The sequence below is a fragment of the Rhodoferax sp. RT5P35 genome, from assembly GCF_056521385.1.
In genome coordinates, this window is sequence record NZ_JBWMAX010000005.1 from 368,293 (window position 1) to 384,361 (window position 16,069).

The following is a 16,069-nucleotide window of genomic DNA, read 5'->3' on the forward strand; positions in this document are numbered from 1 at the left end:
GGGAGGTAAGCAATGACCATTCTCAGAATGAACGCCGTTAAGGCAGAAACGGGCCACCGCAGCCACGCCAGCATTTATAACGCCATCCGGGTCGGGCTGTTCACCCGAGGCGTTTCGCTGGGTGCGCGGTCAAAGGGGTGGCCAGACTACGAGGTTGCGGCAATTAATGCTGCGCGTATCGCAGGCCACACCGATGAGCAAATCAAGGCGCTGGTGAACCGTTTGCACGCCAAGCGGGCCGAACTGGCCAACGTTTAAGGGGTAGACCATGACAAACACCCACACACGGGCTACAGCGTGCTCCGCCGTTCCATCCTCTACACAAAAAGTAGCACTCTACGCCCGCATCCATTGCGCCACAGTCCGCTGCGCCACCTGGCTGGCACTCACGTTAAGGGGTATCGCATGACCACCCCCTACAAGATCGACGCCCTGCACCAGATCCGCGACCGCCACCCCGGCGACAGTGGCTGGACCCAATGCGACCGCATCCGGGCCGCGCTCGCCCTGTTCCCCCTGTCCACCTTCGAGGCCAGCCGCTACTTGGACGTGTACGACCCCCGCGCCCGGGTGATGCAATTGCGCAATGCAGGCAGCGCCATCGACACCCACTGGCAAACCATCGCCACGGAATCCGGCCAACAGCACCGCGTGGGCGTGTACGTGCTGCGCGTCGAAGGGATGGGAGGCCCCCATGGGTGAATTCATCCGCGAGCAACTGCCCGAACCCATCGGCTACTACGAAGCGCGGGACCTGGTGCTGCAAGGCCGGGGCAAGTGGCGCACCACCCGCTGCGAATTCCACGGCGGCAGCGACTCCCTGCGCATCCAGACCGATAGCGGCGCGTTTGTCTGCATGGCCTGCAACGCCAAAGGCGGCGACGTACTGGCCTACCACCGGGCCGCCCATGGCCTGGAGTTTGTCGATGCGGCCAAAGCCCTGGGTGCCTACCGGGAGGACGGCCACGCCTACACCGGCAGCACCCGGCCTGCCGCCATCCCGGCGCGGGCACTGCTGCAGGTGATCGGCTTCGAGGCCCTGGTGGTCTGCATGGTGGCCTGCGACCTGGCAGCGGGCCGGGCTGTATCGGCGTTGGACAAACAACGCCTGCTGACCGCGACCGGACGCATCCAGCACATCGCGGAGGTGGCCAATGCTTGATGCAATCCAGCACACCGAATTTGCGCGCCACCTGGCCCGCCTGGATGCCGACATCCAAGGCAAGGCCACCACGGTGCCGCTAACAGTGCCCTCCACTGTGTCACCTTGGCAGGGCAGGGCGCAGCCACGCACCCCAGCCCCCGGTGCATCGGCCATCTTTCCACCCATCGCCCACGGTGCGTCAGACCGGGCAGACAGCCCCACGCCATCCGCACACACTTGGCCTGACCCCGTACCCCTGCCCGACAGCCTGCCCCCGGTGCAGGCCTTCGACCCCGAATTGATGCCCGAGGCACTGCGCGGTTGGGTGGTCGACATTGCCGACCGGATGCAATGCCCGCCCGACTTTCCCGCCGTCGGCGCGGTAGTGGCACTGTCCAGCTTGGTAGGTGCTCGTGCCGTGGTGCAACCTAAAGCCAAAGACGACTGGCAGGTGGTGCCCAACCTGTGGGGGCTGATCGTGGGCCGCCCGGGTGTGATGAAGTCCCCCGCATTGGGCGAAGCCTTGAAACCGTTGCAGCGCCTGCAGGCCAACGAACACGAGCTATGGCAGGCCGCACACGAAGCCTGGGCACTTGACGGCAAGGTGGCCGAACTGCAAACCGCCGACCGGGAGAAGCAGGCCAAAGCCGCCGTGACCAAAGACCCAGCCAAAGCCCGCGCCTTGCTCTCCCCGGTAGAAGCACCCGCCGAACCCCAAGCCCGGCGCTTTGTGGTCAACGATGCCACGGTGGAGAAACTGGGCGAGCTGCTGACAGCCAACCCCTGGGGCACCCTGGGCTACCGCGACGAACTTTATGCACTGCTGACCGGAATGGACAAGCAAGGCCAAGAGGGCGCACGGGGCTTTTACCTGCAAAGCTACGACGGCAACCAGGGCTACACCTTCGACCGCATAGGACGCGGCACCGTCCATATCCCGCGTGTCTGCCTGTCCCTGATCGGCGGCATCCAGCCCGGCAGGATTCAGGAGTACGTGCGCGGCGCAGTCGCAGGCGGCAGTGCCGACGATGGCCTGTTACAACGCTTCGGCCTGGCGGTATGGCCCGACACCCACGGCAAGTTTGTGCACGTAGACCGCTGGCCCGACACCCCCGCCAAACTTACCGCCTGGGCGGTATTCGAGCGCCTGGCCCAACTGGAACCCGCCAGCGACTCCGAACCCACCGTATGGCGCTTCGATACCGCAGCCCAAGCCCTGTACGTGGAATGGCGCATCCCCTTCGAGCAAGAGCTAAAAAGGGGCGAACTGCACCCGGCCATGGAAAGCCACCTGGCCAAGTACCGCAAACTGATCCCGGCGCTGGCGCTGGTGTTTGCCTTGATCGACACCCCCAATAGCGGGGGCCTGGTGCAAGAGCGAGAACTGGTGCGGGCGCTGGCGTGGGGCGATTACCTGCGCAGCCACGCCGAGCGCCTGTATGCGGCGGCAGTCATTCCTGAAACCGCCGGAGCGCGCACCCTGCTGGCCAAGATCCAAAGCGGCAAGCTGGCCGACCGCGACGGCGTACTGCTCGACAGTTTCACCCCCCGCCAAGTGGCCATCAAACATTGGGCCGGACTGGACACACCCGATGCGGTGCGCAAAGCCTGCGACCTGCTGGCCGACTACGACTGGTTGCGGCGCGACGTGGTGCATAGCGGCGCGGAAGGGGGGCGACCCAGTGAGCAATACACCATCCATCCGGCTGCACTCAAGACTGGGGGCCGCGTATGAACTGGCTGGCACGCTTGAAGCAACAGGCCCACCCGGTAGGCACCGCAGACACCACGGACGCGGTATATCCGGTAAATGTGCCCCGGCCTGACGCTACAGAACCTACAAAACCAGGTTCCGTAGGTTTTGTAGCCCCCATGCAGGCACCCATGCAAAAAATCGGGGCAACGGGGACGGCGGCGAATGATCCGGCAAAGGATGCAGAAGATCCGGACCGCTGGGCCTGGCCGCATAGCGATGCGATGAACGGCGCGGAGATTGACAGCTTCACCGCCCGGCTGGTGCGCTTCACCGACCGGGGGCTGGACCTGGCCCACGCCGAAACTCTGGCCGACACGCTGACCCTGCGCGACCGTGAGAGCGACGAGCGCAGGCACTGCCTGGAATGTGCGCGTTTGAACACCAGCGGCCAGTGCGGCCAACGCCGGGCCGTGCTGGAGGTGCTGCAGCGCTGCCACGTGTTCAAAGACCCCCGGCCCCTGGCGGCACACCAGTTACAGCCCCCGGAGTTACACCACGGGTTACACCTGCAACCATCCCCGCAACCCATCCCGCAAGGAGGCCCCCATGGCGAAACGCAAACCGATTGAACTGCTCCAAGGCCATGCCGCCCACCGCCGAACCGAGGGCGACTACATGGGCGCGCTGCTGGACACCGTGACGCTAGAGGATTGGAAAGGGGTAGTGGCGGGAGCACTGGCCGCAGCCAAAGACGGCGATGCACAGGCCCGCAACTGGCTGGGCCAGTACCTGGTGGGTAGACCCGAGGGCAAGGCCCCCACGCCCCTGACGGTGGTGGTGCAGCAACTCAACGGCGTAGATCCCGTGGTCAACAAGCTGGCCAGCCCCCTTATCCACCGCTACCAATACCCCGGCCAGCACCGGGATGATGACCAGCAAGCCTATATCCGTGCGCAAATTGCCGCTGAATTGGTTGAAAAAGTGAAACAGGTGGAAACTCCGGAAAACCCAGAACTGGCGCGGGCTGGCGAGGATTTGGACCCATGAAATTACGCAACACCTTGCAAAAATTTCTTTATGGTTTCGGTAAATCCTTTCTGTGAGGGTTGCGGACCATGGGCGGATACAACAGCGGCAGGCACGGTGGCAAAGACTGCACCACCGATATGCGGGCACTGGACGTGCGCAAGCTGCAGCGCAGCGGCTGCTTAAACCCTGGTCCGTCCTTTGGCTGGAGTTGGACACGGGGCGGTAACACCGTTGCCAGCATCAATATCCGGGTAGACAGCCGCTGCAGTGTGGCGCTTTACTACCGCAGCCGCGCCCCTGGCGGGGAATGGGTAGACCGGGCCTTCAACGTCGCACTGACCTGGACCGCCTGCCACTATGGGGGGCAGCGTGCCTGGTGGCGCTGCCCGGCGGTGGGTTGTGGGCGGCGCGTGGCGGTGCTGTACGGCGGCGCCATCTACGCCTGCAGGCATTGCCACCAACTGGCCTACCCAAGCCAACGCGAAACCCCGGACGACCGGGCCACCCGGCGGGCCGACAAGCTGCGCGAGCGGCTGGGCTGGGAGGCTGGGATTCTGAACGGGGAGGGCGGCAAGTCCAAGGGGATGCATTGGGCCACCTACGAGCGCTTGAAGGCACAGCACGATATGAATGTGATGCGGGCTATGGTGGGACTATCGCAAAAGCTGGGTTTGCTGAATGGACGGCTGCGCGGGATCAATGACCGGGTGGATGCGCTAGGGCTTTGATTGGCAGGTGCCGGGAAATAGCCGCCTAGTTTGTAGCTTCCGAGACAAACTTTAAAAATAGATTTTTGCTTACGTGGCCCATGTGGAACGGGTATCGCGAACAAGGGGTATCAAAAACAAACAGGGGGTACAGACGGGGGTACAAACTCCAATGTGAAATAAGAAAAGCTAGTATCCATGCGGGTTGTGGGCTATCTTTAGAGAGGTTTCACACGAACGATAAGAGCCGCTAAGGAGCAATCCAGAGCGGCTTTTCTCATTGGGGAATCAGTAGCTTACAGTGCAGTGAGCGACAAAGAACGATATTGACTGGCACACCAAAGCGGGGGAACAAGTGGGGGTAAATCGGGTTTTGGGGTGTTTTGTTCCCCCGTTCCCCTGTGAAAACCCCTGTCGTTCCCCCGCCGCCCCTGGAGTTGTTCCTCCATGCTTACCGATGCCCAATGCAGAAACGCTGTTTGCCCGCCCGACAAAAGGCAGGCTCGGCTCAGTGATCCCGGTGGCATGTACGTGCAAATCAGCCCGGCCGGGTCCAAGCGGTGGTTTCTGAAATACCGCATTGCGGGAATGGAGAAGCAATCAGCCCTGGGCAGTTAGCCGACTTTGGATCGAGCGCGTGCAAGCGGGTGAAACGGTGAGTTTCGAAAAAAAATATCGAGGTCGGAGCAGCTATTCCCATCTCGCTATCAGTTATGTTCCACTATGGCTAGATGATGGTACGGTCGATGGCTTTGTCCAAATCGCCCAAGATATCACCCAACACCGCAACGAGGAAGAGCGGCTCTGCAACTCAGCCAGATAGACCCGTTGACGGGGCTGTTGAACCGTGCAGGCTTTGCTCGCTATATGGTCCACCAGGCGCATCCCGGCACACAGACCTCGCTGGCATTGCTCTATATCGATATGGACCATTTCAAATCCGTCAACGACCAGCACGGACACCCGGTTGGAGACCAAGTGCTGCAGGTGTTTTCGCAACGCTTGCGCGCCTTGGTTCGCCCCAGCGATGCTGTCGCGCGACTGGGTGGTGACGAGTTCGCGATTGTGCTGTCAGGTGTCCGCTATGAGGCTAATGCCGGCATGGTCGCGGACAAAGTGGTAGTAACAGCTAAGGTGCCGTTTGAAATAGGTGCCTTGCATTTGCTACTCGGTGCCAGCGTTGGCGTGGCTTTCAGTGCCAATGCCTCGGTAAACTTGTCTGACCTGGTGGCGCACGCCGACACCATGCTGTACCAGGCCAAACGAGCCGGGAGCGGCCGCCGCGCTGGGGGCCTGTTTTAAGGTTACGGCCCCATTGCCCCATGCAGGGAGATCTTGGATACGTTCTTAACCGCGCAGGTTCTCGTTAAAAAATGCCAGTGTACGTTCCCACGCCAATTTGGCCGCTGCGGCATCGTAGCGGGGCGTAGTGTCGTTGTTGAAGCCGTGTTGTGTGCCCGGGTACTGGTAGGCGGTGTAGCGCACTGCAGCGGCTTTCAGGGCGGCTTCGTACGCGGGCCATGATGCGTTGATGCGCTCGTCCACGGCGGCAAATTGAATCAATAGGGGAGCCTTGACCTGGCTGGCGGCGCTGGCGGCAGGCTGGTTGCCGTAGAAGGGCACTGCGGCACCCAGGTCGGGCAGGCGCGTCGAGAGCATGTGGGCCACACCGCCGCCGTAGCAGAAACCGACTACGCCAATCTTGCCCACGACCTCGGGGCGGGCTTTGAGGAAGTTGGCTGCAGCCACAAAGTCTTCCGCAGTTTTAGTCTGGTCAAGCTGGGCAAAAAGAGCCAGGGCTTTTTGCTCGTCACCGGGATAACCCCCCAGTGGGGTCAGTGCATCGGGCGCGAAGGCAACGAAGTTGTCCAGCGCCAAGCGGCGGGCGATATCTTCGATGTGGGGATTTAGTCCACGGTTTTCATGCACCACCAGAATGGCGGGAAGAGGGCCTGTGGCGTTTGCGGGGCGGGCCAAATAGCCCTTAACTGTGCCGGAGCCGTTGGGAGAGGCATAAGACAGCGTTTCGGTGACGATGCGGGGGTCGGTGGGTGGGACTTGCTGGCCTAGCGCGAAATTGGGGCTGAGCGCACCGAGCAGCATGGTGGCTGTGACACCGCCCACCGCAAACTTTTGGGCTTTTTCCAGGAAGCCCCGCCGGTCCAGCGTGCCATGCACATAGGCATCGAACAATATCAGCAGTTCCTGGTCGAAATCCTGGGCGGTTTTGCGCTGCATGGGCTATCTCCAAAAGATTGGAGCTTATCGGCTTGGCCGATTTCCGCAAAGACCGTTAGAACTCGCGGGTCTTAACCTGCAAATTAGTTAGCAGGCTTGGTATCGGCTTCGGCGCTGGGGGTGACGCGGCGGGCGCCATCAAAGCGGCGTTGCCAGTAGGCGGCGCGCATGTCTTCTACGCGCACTTCGGAGCCACTGCGCGGGGCGTGGATGAATTTGCCATCGCCCACATAAATGCCGACATGGCTGAAAGCTTTGCGCATGGTGTTGAAGAACACCAGGTCGCCAGGGCGTAAATCGCTTTTGTCGATGCGGTCGGTGGCGGCGGCCTGCTCGTTGGCGCGGCGTGGCAAGACTAGGCCAATGGTTTGCTCGTACATGGCGCGAACAAAGCCGCTGCAATCAAAACCCGTGTCAGCCGAAGTACCACCAAATTTGTACGGTACGCCCAGGAACCCCATGGCATTGACCACCAAGTCCGATGCCCGGGAACTGACGGTCTGCCTTACCTGCTCGAGTTGGTCGATGGTGTGGTTTAGCAGGCCGCGATCGGCCAGTAACTTGTCCATGTCTTCCTGGATGGTGGATTGGGGCGCAGCGTGTACAGAAGCGCATACAAGAGATAAAACAGCGAGCCATTTATGCATCAACCGAAGGTTAGAGGCTGAAGCGATATTAGTCAAGTCTGTAGGGCTACGTAAGCTGTTGATTTGTAATGAACTTTACCATACGCTTTGTAAATATCAGGATACAAGATGGTATGTGGGCATGAGATGAAATGCCAAGGCAACAGACTCGCGGGTTTGTACGGGCCCTTTAGCGCTTTAGAGGAATTTTGGCAGTTGGCACATGTGCAATATGCGCTATTAGCTATTATTTATATAGCAAATGGCCGGAAGACTATTTTTTCTGCCATTGGCTGGCCCATAGCGTGTCCAGCGCATCGGCAATGTCGGGCGGGGGCTCGCCCAGGTAGCCGATGCGGCCTTGTTGGTGGACCTTGCCAAACAGCCGGTCGCGGTCTTCGGCATAAAGCAGGGCAGCGTTGAAATCAGCACAGTCATGAGGTTTGCACACCGCCAGCAGCAGGTAGTCCATACCTGCTACCCGTACCCGCCGTGCGGGCGGACGCGGGCCATTGAACTTGGCCAACCAAGCCTCGCGTGCCAACGGGCCCAAGACCCGGAGAAAGGTGGCTTTGAATGCCGGGTTGAGCAGCATTTTTTCGGCATCGCTCATGGGCTCGTTTTGGGTGGCGCTGGCACCTGCGGTAGGCGGGGGGGTGTCGTCACAGCGGTGGTATTTGGGGCTAAGCAAGGTTTTGCCCAGGGTGGCGTGCAGCGCGGCATCGGCCTTCAGATGGATGTTGGTGCCGGTTTTGTCTTCAAACACCATGAAGTCCAACGCCGATCCAGTCACCACCTCACTGACCAGTGCTACCTTGAAATAAGGCGGGGGGGACGGGCCAAAGTAAGCGAAGGCCGCTTGCACCTTGCGGCCCAGAATGCGTTTGTCGCCTTGTTCTACCACCAGCGCGTCGCGCAGGACCCGCAGCCTGGGCGCCTCGGGATTGCTGCAGTTGCTAGCGCAGATGCCACCGTATTTACGCACTACATCGGGTTTGAAATGCGCTTGTGACCATGCCGTACTGGCCACCAGGCATAAGCCACTTGTCGCAGCGACCAGACGGCACGCGCTGCGGCGGGAGAAAAACTGCATCAAATACGCCTTTGAATGGGTAGCTGGTGGCGGTGTGGCAAATCAAGGTCCGTATGTCAAATATGGCGCCGGTGGCACCACGCTCGCAGAGGCTGTTTACGATTTATTCCACCTCTCCCCAACACATCGTAAACAGACTCTTGGACACTGGCGCTTTGTTCGCCGGGGGTCATGCGCCCCGGCACCGACATGTAAACGAATGTAGCTTGCGGCTGCCAAAGTACAAGCGTGTTCAGCACGACGCGTGCCAACTATGTCCGGTGAACGGCGCAAATTTTGGGCCCTGGGCGGGTATGCAAACGTGCTTGAGACGTTTAAGTAATAAACAACTGAGAATTCATTCGTTCCAGTTTGGATGGTTCGCTTCCAAAATCCAACCCATCGCACTTAATCTGGAATCGTAATCCTCTATGTTGACCCGTCGCCACCTTTCCAAAGCCCTTGTCGCCATCGCCGCAGCTGCCGCAGGTCTTTCGGTCCACGCCCAGGCACCCGCTCCGGTGACCTTGCTCAACGTGTCGTACGACCCGACCCGCGAGTTATACAAGGACTTCAACGCCGCCTTCGCCAAAGACTGGCTGGCCAAAAATAAGCAAGAGGTCACCATCAAGCAGTCGCACGGCGGCTCGGGCAAGCAGGCGCGTTCGGTGATTGACGGGCTGGAGGCCGATGTGGTCACCCTGGCCCTGGCCTACGACGTAGATGCGCTGAACGAGTTCGGCAAGCTGATTCCCCCCGACTGGCAAAAACGCCTGCCGCAGAACGCTTCGCCTTACACCAGCACCATCGTGTTCCTGGTGCGCAAGGGCAACCCGAAGAAGATTTCCGACTGGTCGGATCTGGTGCGCCCCGGCATCGGCATCGTCACGCCCAACCCCAAGACCTCCGGCGGCGCGCGCTGGAACTACCTCGCCGCCTGGGGCTTCGCCGTCAAGAAAAACGGTGCCGACGAAACCCATGCCCGTGATTTTGTGAAAGCCCTGTACAGCAACGCTGTGACGTTGGACTCCGGTGCCCGTGGTGCCACCACCAGCTTCACCGAACGCGGCCAGGGCGACGTACTGATCGCCTGGGAGAACGAAGCGTATTTGGCGCTGCAAGAGTTCGGCAAAGACAAGTTCGAGATCGTCACCCCCAGTCTGTCCATCCTGGCCGAGCCGCCGGTGAGCGTGGTCGACAAGGTGGTGGACAAGCGCGGCACCCGCAAGGTGGCTGAGGCCTACCTGCAGTACCTGTACAGCCCCGTGGGCCAGGACCTGGCGGGCAAGAACTTCTACCGCCCCCGCGACAAGACCGCCGCCGCCAAGTACGCCAAACAGTTCGGCAATGTGAACCTTTTCACCATCGACGAACTGTTTGGCGGCTGGACCAAAGCCCAGAAAACCCACTTCGCCGATGGCGGCGTATTCGACCAGATCTACGGCAAGCGCTAGGCACACCCCCAGGCTGCAGTGCTACGCATCTTTCGCCAACCCCCTTGCAGGGGGCAACACCGGCAGCCTGGCAGAGCCAGTTCTGCAGTGTTTCTGGAACACGTGCGTTGAGCCTAAAGATGCGTAGTTGCAAGTCACAAAAATACGAACAGGGAACTGATAAATGTCCATTCTTCTGATTGCCGGTAGCCCGTCCGAGCGTTCGCGCTCTGCCGCTTTGCTGGATGCCGTGCAGTTGCACCTGGCGCTGCGCGGGGCCGAGGTGGAGCGGGTGCTGATCCGCGACCTCTCGCCCCAGGCCTTGGTGCTGGCCGACGTGGCCCACCCCAGCATTGCGCAGGCGGTGGCCAAAGTGGCGCGGGCGCAGGCGATTGTGGTGGCCACGCCGATCTACAAGGCGGCCTACAGCGGTGTGCTCAAGCTGTTTTTAGACCTGCTGCCGCAGACCGCCTTCAAGGGCAAAACGGTATTGCCCCTGGCCACCGGGGGCAGCCCCAACCACATGCTGGCACTGGACTACGCGCTGCGCCCCGTGCTGCAGTCGCTGGGGGCCGACCACATCCTGCCGGGGGTGTTTGCCACCGACGGCCAGGTCGTTTTGCTGCCGCCCGATGGCCACCAACTGGACGACGACCTGGCGCAGCGCCTGCACCGTGCGGCCGGTCTGCTGCCGGTATCCAAGGACTGGGGTAAGCACGCTGCCAACGCACCTATCCATTTCTCGCGCGTGCGCTGTAGCGTCTAACGCAGCTTCCCGTTTTCCCGTTTTTTGACACGGCTGCAACGCGGCAGGGCGGAGCCTTGTCTGCACACCACCCCGAAGGATTTTTATGAGCCCATCTAAGTTGATCTCCCGCCGCCACGTGCTGACCGTCGCCACGCTGGCCGTACCGGCTTTCAGCAGCTTCGCCCAGGCCCCACGGGTGCTGCGCATCGGCAACCAGAAAGGCGTTTTGAGCTTTTTGAAAGCCCGTGGCACGCTGGAAAAGCGCTTGGCCCCGTTGGGTGTCAGCGTCACCTGGACCGAGTTCAACGCCGGGCCGGTGCAGCTTGAAGCGCTCAACGTTGGTGCCATCGATTTCGGCGACGTGGGCGAAGCACCGCCCATCTTCGCCCAGGCCGCCGGTGCGCCGCTGGTCTATGTAGCGGCAACCGCGCCCCTGGTCGGCAGCGAAGCGCTGATCTTGCCCAAGGGCTCGGCGGTCCAGAAGGTTGCGGATCTCAAGGGCAAAAAAGTGGCCTACAACAAGGGCTCGAACGTGCAGTTCTTTCTGGCCAAGCTGCTGGAGAAAAACGGTCTGGCCTATAGCGATGTGCAGCACGTGCACCTGGCACCCGCCGATGCCCGTGCCGCTTTCACCCAGGGCGCGGTAGATGCCTGGGTGATCTGGGACCCGTTCTTCGCTGCCGCACAAAAGACGCTGGACGCGCGCCTGCTGGCCGATGCCACCGGTGTGGTCAACAACCGGGGCTACTACTTCAGCTCGCGCAGCTTTTCCGACAAGAACCCCGACATCCTGCGCATTGCGGTGGATGAGGTAACCGCTATCGACAAATGGTTCGGCACCGACCGCGCCGCCGCTGCGGCCGAATACGCGGCCATCCTGGGGCTGGACCGCAGCGTGGCCGAGTTGACCTTGCAGCGCCGCCCCGTCGGCACCGTGCCCATCACCAAAGCCATCCTGGCCGAGCAGCAGGTGATCGCGGACACCTTCTTTGATCTGAAGCTGCTGCCCAAGAAGATCAGCATTCTGGAAGCCGCCCAGGCGGGTCTGGCCTGAGTAGCACGGCATGGACCATCCCAACCACCGCTTCAACGACAGGCGCAACACGTTGCGCGTGCTGGCAGCCAGTGCCGCAAGTTTTGGTATTTTTAGCCCTCTAGCGCTTATTCCACCTGCACAAGAAGCTACAAAAAACGCAGCAGATGCGCCTTTGTTGCAATTACGGATTGGCTACCAGAAATCCGCCGTCAACCTGGTCATTACCAAGCAACTGGGTTGGCTGGAAAGGCGCTTGCCCGATACCAAGATCACTTGGCTGGAATTCCCCGCCGGGCCGCAATTGCTGGAGGCCTTGTCGGTCGGCAGCCTGGAATTTGGCCTGACCGGCGACGCACCCCCGGTGTTCGCCCAAGCCGCAGGCAAGGACCTGGTCTACGTGGGGGCCGAGCCGCCTAAGCCCGACAGCTCGGCCATCCTGACGCAGGCCGACTCCCCGCTGCGCACCCTGGCCGACCTGAAGGGCCGCAAGGTGGCACTGCAAAAGGGGTCGAGCGCCCACTACCTGCTGGTGCGGGCCGTGGAAAAGGCTGGCTTGCAGTGGAGCGACATCCAGCCCATTTACCTTACGCCCGCCGATGCACGGGCCGCGTTCGAGCGCAAAAGCGTGGATGCCTGGGCCATCTGGGACCCGTTCTACGCCGCCACCGAGCTGGCCGTGCAACCCCGCGTGCTGGCCAATGGCCGCGGCCTGTCGAACAACAACTCGTTCTATCTGGCATCAAGAACCTTTGCCACCCAGCACCCGCAGGCGATTGCCGTGCTGTTTGAAGAACTCACCCGCGCCGACCGCCTGGCGCAGGACGACCGCAAGCAGGCCATCCAGCTGATTGCCGATTTCAGCGGCCTGGACGCGGGCGTGGTCAGCCTTTTTTTGACGCGCCGCCCACGCTCCCCGGTGGCCGCGCTGGCGGCTCCGACCGTGGCCGACCAGCAGCGCGTAGCGCAGGCGTTTTTCAAGATCGGCTTGATCCCCAAACCCCTCAACGTGGCCGACGCCCTGTTGAAGTTCTAGTTTTACCGAGGTTTCCATGCAAGTTTTCTGGTTCATCCCCACCCACGGCGACAGCCGCTACCTCGGCACCGCGCAGGGCGCGCGCGAGATCGACCACGATTACCTGAAGCAGATCGCGCAGGCTGCAGACAGCCTGGGTTACGAAGGTGTCTTGCTGCCCACCGGTCGTTCGTGCGAAGACCCCTGGGTGGTGGCGGCCAGCCTGTTGCCGGTGACCAAACGCCTGAAGTTCCTGGTGGCTGTACGCCCCGGCCTGCACCAGCCCAGCCTGGCGGCCCGCATGGCCGCCACGTTCGACCGGCTGTCTGGCGGGCGGCTGATGATCAACCTAGTGACCGGCGGCGACCAGACCGAGCTGGAAGGCGACGGTGTCTATCTAGACCACGCCCAGCGCTACCAGCAGTCGGCCGAGTTCATTCGCATCTGGCGCGAGATTCTGACGCAAAGCCACAAGGGCGAGGCATTCAACTTCGAGGGCGAGCACCTCAGCGTCAAGGGTGCCAAGCTGCTGTACCCGCCGATCCAAAAGCCGTATCCACCCGTGTACTTCGGCGGCTCGTCCGACGCGGCGCACGACCTGGCGGCCGAGCAGGTCGATACCTACCTGACCTGGGGCGAACCGCCGGCCGACGTAGCCAAGAAAGTGGCCGATGTGCGCGCCCGCGCCGCCCAACATGGCCGCACGGTGAAATTCGGCATCCGCCTGCACGTCATCGTGCGCGAAACCGAGGCCGAAGCCTGGGCCGCCGCCGACAGCCTGATCAGCAAGCTGGACGACGACACCGTGGTCCGCGCCCAGGCCGCCTTCGCCAAGATGGATTCGGCAGGCCAGCGCCGCATGGCTGCCCTGCACGCCGGGGGCACCAAACGCACCCGCGCCGACCTGGAAATTAGCCCCAACCTGTGGGCAGGCGTGGGCCTGGTGCGCGGTGGCGCGGGCACCGCCCTGGTGGGCGACCCGCAGACCGTAGCTGCCCGCATGCAGGAGTACGCCGACATCGGGCTGGACACCTTTGTGCTGTCGGGCTACCCGCACCTGGAGGAGGCCTACCGATTTGCCGAGCTGGTGTTCCCTCTGCTGCCACGCAAGTTGCAAGACCAGCTGCCCGGCCAGCGCGTGACTGGACCCTTCGGCGAGGTGGTAGCCAACGAATACCTGCCGCGCGTGTCGCAAAGTTAGTGTCAAAGCGAAAGAAATTCTATGAACATCCATTCCATCCACCACGCCCAGCTGCCCTTCCGCGCGGGCGACGAGGCGCAGATCCGGCGCTTCTACAACCAACTGATCGGCCTGACCGAGTTCCACTATGGCGAGCACGTGGCCACCCATGCGCCGCTGCGTTTTGTGGCCGGCCACCAGCGGATTGATTTGGTGCCCACCGACAACTGGCAGCCCAACCCTATCCCCAGCCCCAATTTCAGCCATCTGGCTTTTGAGGTGCAAGGCCTGCCCACGCTGCGCAATCGCCTGCTGTCTGCCGACGTGCCGCTAGAAGAAAGCCGCCCGCTGGTGGGCTACCTGCGCTTTTACGTCAAAGACCCGGCGGGTAACCAGCTGGAGTTTCTTGAACCCGATGCATCCCAGGCGAGCACGGTATGAGCGGCCCGCTGACCTACGAGCGTGAGCTGCAAACCACGCCGTTCCCCCACACCGCAGCCGACGCACCCGACACGCAGGACAACCCTTTCCCGTACAAAGCCTTTGCTGCCAGCGTCGGCCAAGGCCTGCTGCCCTGGCTGCTGCCCATCGTGTTGGTGGTGGCCTGGCAAATCGCCTCCAGCGTGGGCTGGCTGGCGACCCGCATCCTGCCTGCGCCGGTGGATGTGTTCAAGGCCGCGTGGACTCTGGCCGCCTCGGGCGAGCTGGCCAAGCACGTGGGCGTGAGCGCCTGGCGTGCGCTCACCGGTCTGGCCATCGGCGGCGGGCTGGGCCTGGTGCTGGGCCTGCTGACCGGCTCGGTGAAGTTCTTCGAGACCCTGCTCGATTCCAGCCTGCAGATGGTGCGCAACATTCCCGCGCTGTCGCTGATTCCGCTGGTGATTCTGTGGTTTGGCATTGACGAGACGGCCAAGCTGTTTCTGATCTCGGTGTCGGTTTTCTTCCCGATCTACCTGAACACCTTCCACGGCATCCGCAATGTGGACCCGGCGCTGATCGAGATGGGGCGCAGCTACGGGCTCACGCGCTGGCAGCTGTACCGCGACATCATTTTGCCGGGCGCGCTGTCCAGCATCCTGGTGGGCCTGCGCTTTTCGCTGGGGCTGATGTGGGTGATTTTGATCGTGGCAGAAACCATCTCGGCCCAGGCCGGTATCGGCTACCTGACCATGAACGCCCGTGAGTTTTTGCAGACCGACATCGTGCTGGTCGGCATCCTGCTGTACGCCTTGCTGGGCAAGCTGGCCGACGTGTTTGCCCGCTGCCTGGAGCGCTACTTCCTGCGCTGGCACCCTGGCTACCAAGCCACAACGCATTGAAAGAAAACCATGTCTGATTCCACATCGTCCGAAGGCGTGCGCCTGCAACTGCAACATTTAAGCAAGCGCTACGGCGAGCGCACGGTGCTGCACAACACCCAGCTCACCATCGAACCCGGCCAGTTTGTCGCCATCGTGGGGCGCAGCGGCTGCGGCAAAAGCACTTTGCTGCGGCTGGTGGCCGGGCTGGAGGCGGCCAGCAGCGGTAGCCTGCAGCTGGATGCGGAAGCCATCGACGGCATCCGCGAAGACACCCGCATCATGTTCCAGGACGCGCGCTTGCTGCCCTGGCGCAAGGTCATCGACAACGTGCTCATCGGCCTGCCCAAGTCAGCCCGGGAGCTGGGCCAAAAAGTACTGGCCCAGGTGGGGCTGGCCGACCGCCAGAAGGACTGGCCCGCCAAGCTCTCCGGCGGCCAGCGCCAGCGTGTGGCCCTGGCGCGCGCCCTGGTGCACAACCCGCGCCTGCTGCTGCTGGACGAACCCCTGGGCGCGCTGGATGCGCTGACCCGCATTGAGATGCACCGCCTGATTGAAGGCCTGTGGGAAAAGCACCGCTTCACTGCGCTGCTGGTCACCCACGACGTGCAAGAAGCTGTGGCCCTGGCCGACCGCGTGATCCTGATCGAAGACGGCCGTATCGCACTGGATGAAAACATCGCCCTGGCCCGTCCGCGCTGGCATGGCGACGCCGAGTTCGCCCGCATCGAAAAACGCATTCTCGACCGCGTGCTACAGAAACCAGAGCGTCCTGCCCAGGTTCCACCTGCGCGGGGGGGCGATTTGGCGCCAATTTTTGGCCTGAACTGGGCTATTTGATTTTTAAAAC

The 16,069-nt window shown here is 62.2% G+C and carries 20 protein-coding genes; 17 read left to right on the forward strand and 3 right to left on the reverse strand.

Annotation, left to right across the window (positions count from 1 at the left end; translation table 11 throughout):
* The first annotated feature begins 12 nt into the window (after positions 1–12).
* From AC097L_RS10325 to AC097L_RS10365, 9 genes are all read left to right on the forward strand, one after another.
* Complete coding sequence (locus AC097L_RS10325) at positions 13–258, forward strand: helix-turn-helix transcriptional regulator (protein WP_479586278.1); 246 nt, start codon at positions 13–15, stop codon at positions 256–258.
* Between the two features lie 147 nt (positions 259–405).
* Positions 406–702 carry a helix-turn-helix domain-containing protein gene (locus AC097L_RS10330; RefSeq protein ID WP_479586279.1) on the forward strand — a complete coding sequence of 99 codons (297 nt, stop codon included), beginning with the start codon at positions 406–408 and terminating at the stop codon, positions 700–702.
* Complete coding sequence (locus AC097L_RS10335) at positions 695–1,162, forward strand: CHC2 zinc finger domain-containing protein (protein ID WP_479586280.1); 468 nt, start codon at positions 695–697, stop codon at positions 1,160–1,162. Before AC097L_RS10330 ends, AC097L_RS10335 begins: the two co-directional genes overlap by 8 nt.
* Positions 1,155–2,879 carry a YfjI family protein gene (locus tag AC097L_RS10340; protein ID WP_479586281.1) on the forward strand — a complete coding sequence of 575 codons (1,725 nt, stop codon included), beginning with the start codon at positions 1,155–1,157 and terminating at the stop codon, positions 2,877–2,879. The genes AC097L_RS10335 and AC097L_RS10340 overlap by 8 nt, the downstream gene beginning before the upstream one ends.
* 149 nt (positions 2,880–3,028) lie before the next feature.
* Entirely contained in the window at positions 3,029–3,469 is a 441-nt protein-coding gene (locus tag AC097L_RS10345) for a hypothetical protein (RefSeq protein ID WP_479586282.1), read from the forward strand.
* Positions 3,447–3,887 (forward strand): hypothetical protein, encoded by a 441-nt coding sequence (locus AC097L_RS10350; protein WP_479586283.1) that lies wholly within the window; start codon positions 3,447–3,449, stop codon positions 3,885–3,887. Before AC097L_RS10345 ends, AC097L_RS10350 begins: the two co-directional genes overlap by 23 nt.
* Before the next feature lie 68 nt (positions 3,888–3,955).
* Entirely contained in the window at positions 3,956–4,597 is a 642-nt protein-coding gene (locus tag AC097L_RS10355) for a hypothetical protein (RefSeq protein WP_479586284.1), read from the forward strand.
* Between the two features lie 426 nt (positions 4,598–5,023).
* Positions 5,024–5,194 (forward strand): Arm DNA-binding domain-containing protein, encoded by a 171-nt coding sequence (locus AC097L_RS10360; RefSeq protein ID WP_479586285.1) that lies wholly within the window; start codon positions 5,024–5,026, stop codon positions 5,192–5,194.
* A gap of 201 nt (positions 5,195–5,395) precedes the next feature.
* Entirely contained in the window at positions 5,396–5,878 is a 483-nt protein-coding gene (locus AC097L_RS10365) for a GGDEF domain-containing protein (protein WP_479586338.1), read from the forward strand.
* A gap of 45 nt (positions 5,879–5,923) precedes the next feature.
* Here AC097L_RS10365 and AC097L_RS10370 read toward each other — a convergent pair whose 3' ends face one another.
* From AC097L_RS10370 to AC097L_RS10380, 3 genes are all read right to left on the reverse strand, one after another.
* A complete protein-coding gene (locus AC097L_RS10370) occupies positions 5,924–6,814 on the reverse strand; it encodes a dienelactone hydrolase family protein (protein ID WP_479586286.1) in 891 nt (296 codons plus the stop codon).
* A gap of 83 nt (positions 6,815–6,897) precedes the next feature.
* A complete protein-coding gene (locus AC097L_RS10375; RefSeq protein ID WP_479586287.1) occupies positions 6,898–7,461 on the reverse strand; it encodes a C40 family peptidase in 564 nt (187 codons plus the stop codon).
* Positions 7,462–7,714: 253 nt separating this feature from the next.
* Positions 7,715–8,533 (reverse strand): Ivy family c-type lysozyme inhibitor, encoded by an 819-nt coding sequence (locus tag AC097L_RS10380; RefSeq protein ID WP_479586288.1) that lies wholly within the window; start codon positions 8,531–8,533, stop codon positions 7,715–7,717.
* A 410-nt stretch (positions 8,534–8,943) separates the two neighbouring features.
* Here AC097L_RS10380 and AC097L_RS10385 point away from each other — a divergent pair, with 410 nt between their 5' ends.
* From AC097L_RS10385 to AC097L_RS10420, 8 genes are all read left to right on the forward strand, one after another.
* Positions 8,944–9,966 carry a sulfate ABC transporter substrate-binding protein gene (locus AC097L_RS10385; protein ID WP_479586289.1) on the forward strand — a complete coding sequence of 341 codons (1,023 nt, stop codon included), beginning with the start codon at positions 8,944–8,946 and terminating at the stop codon, positions 9,964–9,966.
* 163 nt (positions 9,967–10,129) lie between these two features.
* The gene (ssuE, locus tag AC097L_RS10390) at positions 10,130–10,711 is read left to right on the forward strand and encodes an NADPH-dependent FMN reductase (RefSeq protein WP_479586290.1); all 582 of its coding nucleotides are present in this window, start codon (positions 10,130–10,132) and stop codon (positions 10,709–10,711) included.
* An 85-nt stretch (positions 10,712–10,796) separates the two neighbouring features.
* Positions 10,797–11,747, forward strand: coding sequence for a sulfonate ABC transporter substrate-binding protein (locus AC097L_RS10395; RefSeq protein WP_479586291.1), 951 nt, complete (start codon positions 10,797–10,799; stop codon positions 11,745–11,747).
* A gap of 10 nt (positions 11,748–11,757) precedes the next feature.
* Entirely contained in the window at positions 11,758–12,762 is a 1,005-nt protein-coding gene (locus AC097L_RS10400; RefSeq protein WP_479586292.1) for a sulfonate ABC transporter substrate-binding protein, read from the forward strand.
* A 16-nt stretch (positions 12,763–12,778) separates the two neighbouring features.
* Positions 12,779–13,942, forward strand: a complete 1,164-nt coding sequence (gene ssuD, locus AC097L_RS10405; protein WP_479586293.1) for an FMNH2-dependent alkanesulfonate monooxygenase — start codon at positions 12,779–12,781, stop codon at positions 13,940–13,942.
* Positions 13,943–13,963: 21 nt separating this feature from the next.
* A complete protein-coding gene (locus tag AC097L_RS10410) occupies positions 13,964–14,362 on the forward strand; it encodes a VOC family protein (protein ID WP_479586294.1) in 399 nt (132 codons plus the stop codon).
* Complete coding sequence (gene ssuC, locus AC097L_RS10415) at positions 14,359–15,240, forward strand: aliphatic sulfonate ABC transporter permease SsuC (RefSeq protein ID WP_479586295.1); 882 nt, start codon at positions 14,359–14,361, stop codon at positions 15,238–15,240. The genes AC097L_RS10410 and ssuC overlap by 4 nt, the downstream gene beginning before the upstream one ends.
* Before the next feature lie 9 nt (positions 15,241–15,249).
* Positions 15,250–16,059 carry an ATP-binding cassette domain-containing protein gene (locus AC097L_RS10420; RefSeq protein WP_479586296.1) on the forward strand — a complete coding sequence of 270 codons (810 nt, stop codon included), beginning with the start codon at positions 15,250–15,252 and terminating at the stop codon, positions 16,057–16,059.
* Positions 16,060–16,069: the final 10 nt, after the last annotated feature.

What these genes read in the sequence shown, in the direction of transcription:
- AC097L_RS10395 (WP_479586291.1), top strand. Translation starts at nt 10,797, where the DNA reads ATGAGCCCATCTAAGTTGATCTCCCGCCGCCACGTGCTGACCGTCGCC.
- AC097L_RS10345 (WP_479586282.1), top strand. Translation starts at nt 3,029, where the DNA reads ATGCAAAAAATCGGGGCAACGGGGACGGCGGCGAATGATCCGGCAAAG.
- AC097L_RS10375 (WP_479586287.1), bottom strand. Translation starts at nt 7,461, where the DNA reads ATGCATAAATGGCTCGCTGTTTTATCTCTTGTATGCGCTTCTGTACAC.
- AC097L_RS10400 (WP_479586292.1), top strand. Translation starts at nt 11,758, where the DNA reads ATGGACCATCCCAACCACCGCTTCAACGACAGGCGCAACACGTTGCGC.
- AC097L_RS10355 (WP_479586284.1), top strand. Translation starts at nt 3,956, where the DNA reads ATGGGCGGATACAACAGCGGCAGGCACGGTGGCAAAGACTGCACCACC.
- AC097L_RS10350 (WP_479586283.1), top strand. Translation starts at nt 3,447, where the DNA reads ATGGCGAAACGCAAACCGATTGAACTGCTCCAAGGCCATGCCGCCCAC.
- AC097L_RS10330 (WP_479586279.1), top strand. Translation starts at nt 406, where the DNA reads ATGACCACCCCCTACAAGATCGACGCCCTGCACCAGATCCGCGACCGC.
- ssuE (WP_479586290.1), top strand. Translation starts at nt 10,130, where the DNA reads ATGTCCATTCTTCTGATTGCCGGTAGCCCGTCCGAGCGTTCGCGCTCT.
- AC097L_RS10380 (WP_479586288.1), bottom strand. Translation starts at nt 8,533, where the DNA reads ATGCAGTTTTTCTCCCGCCGCAGCGCGTGCCGTCTGGTCGCTGCGACA.
- AC097L_RS10340 (WP_479586281.1), top strand. Translation starts at nt 1,155, where the DNA reads ATGCTTGATGCAATCCAGCACACCGAATTTGCGCGCCACCTGGCCCGC.
- ssuD (WP_479586293.1), top strand. Translation starts at nt 12,779, where the DNA reads ATGCAAGTTTTCTGGTTCATCCCCACCCACGGCGACAGCCGCTACCTC.
- AC097L_RS10420 (WP_479586296.1), top strand. Translation starts at nt 15,250, where the DNA reads ATGTCTGATTCCACATCGTCCGAAGGCGTGCGCCTGCAACTGCAACAT.
- AC097L_RS10325 (WP_479586278.1), top strand. Translation starts at nt 13, where the DNA reads ATGACCATTCTCAGAATGAACGCCGTTAAGGCAGAAACGGGCCACCGC.
- AC097L_RS10360 (WP_479586285.1), top strand. Translation starts at nt 5,024, where the DNA reads ATGCTTACCGATGCCCAATGCAGAAACGCTGTTTGCCCGCCCGACAAA.
- AC097L_RS10385 (WP_479586289.1), top strand. Translation starts at nt 8,944, where the DNA reads ATGTTGACCCGTCGCCACCTTTCCAAAGCCCTTGTCGCCATCGCCGCA.
- AC097L_RS10370 (WP_479586286.1), bottom strand. Translation starts at nt 6,814, where the DNA reads ATGCAGCGCAAAACCGCCCAGGATTTCGACCAGGAACTGCTGATATTG.
- AC097L_RS10410 (WP_479586294.1), top strand. Translation starts at nt 13,964, where the DNA reads ATGAACATCCATTCCATCCACCACGCCCAGCTGCCCTTCCGCGCGGGC.
- AC097L_RS10335 (WP_479586280.1), top strand. Translation starts at nt 695, where the DNA reads ATGGGTGAATTCATCCGCGAGCAACTGCCCGAACCCATCGGCTACTAC.
- ssuC (WP_479586295.1), top strand. Translation starts at nt 14,359, where the DNA reads ATGAGCGGCCCGCTGACCTACGAGCGTGAGCTGCAAACCACGCCGTTC.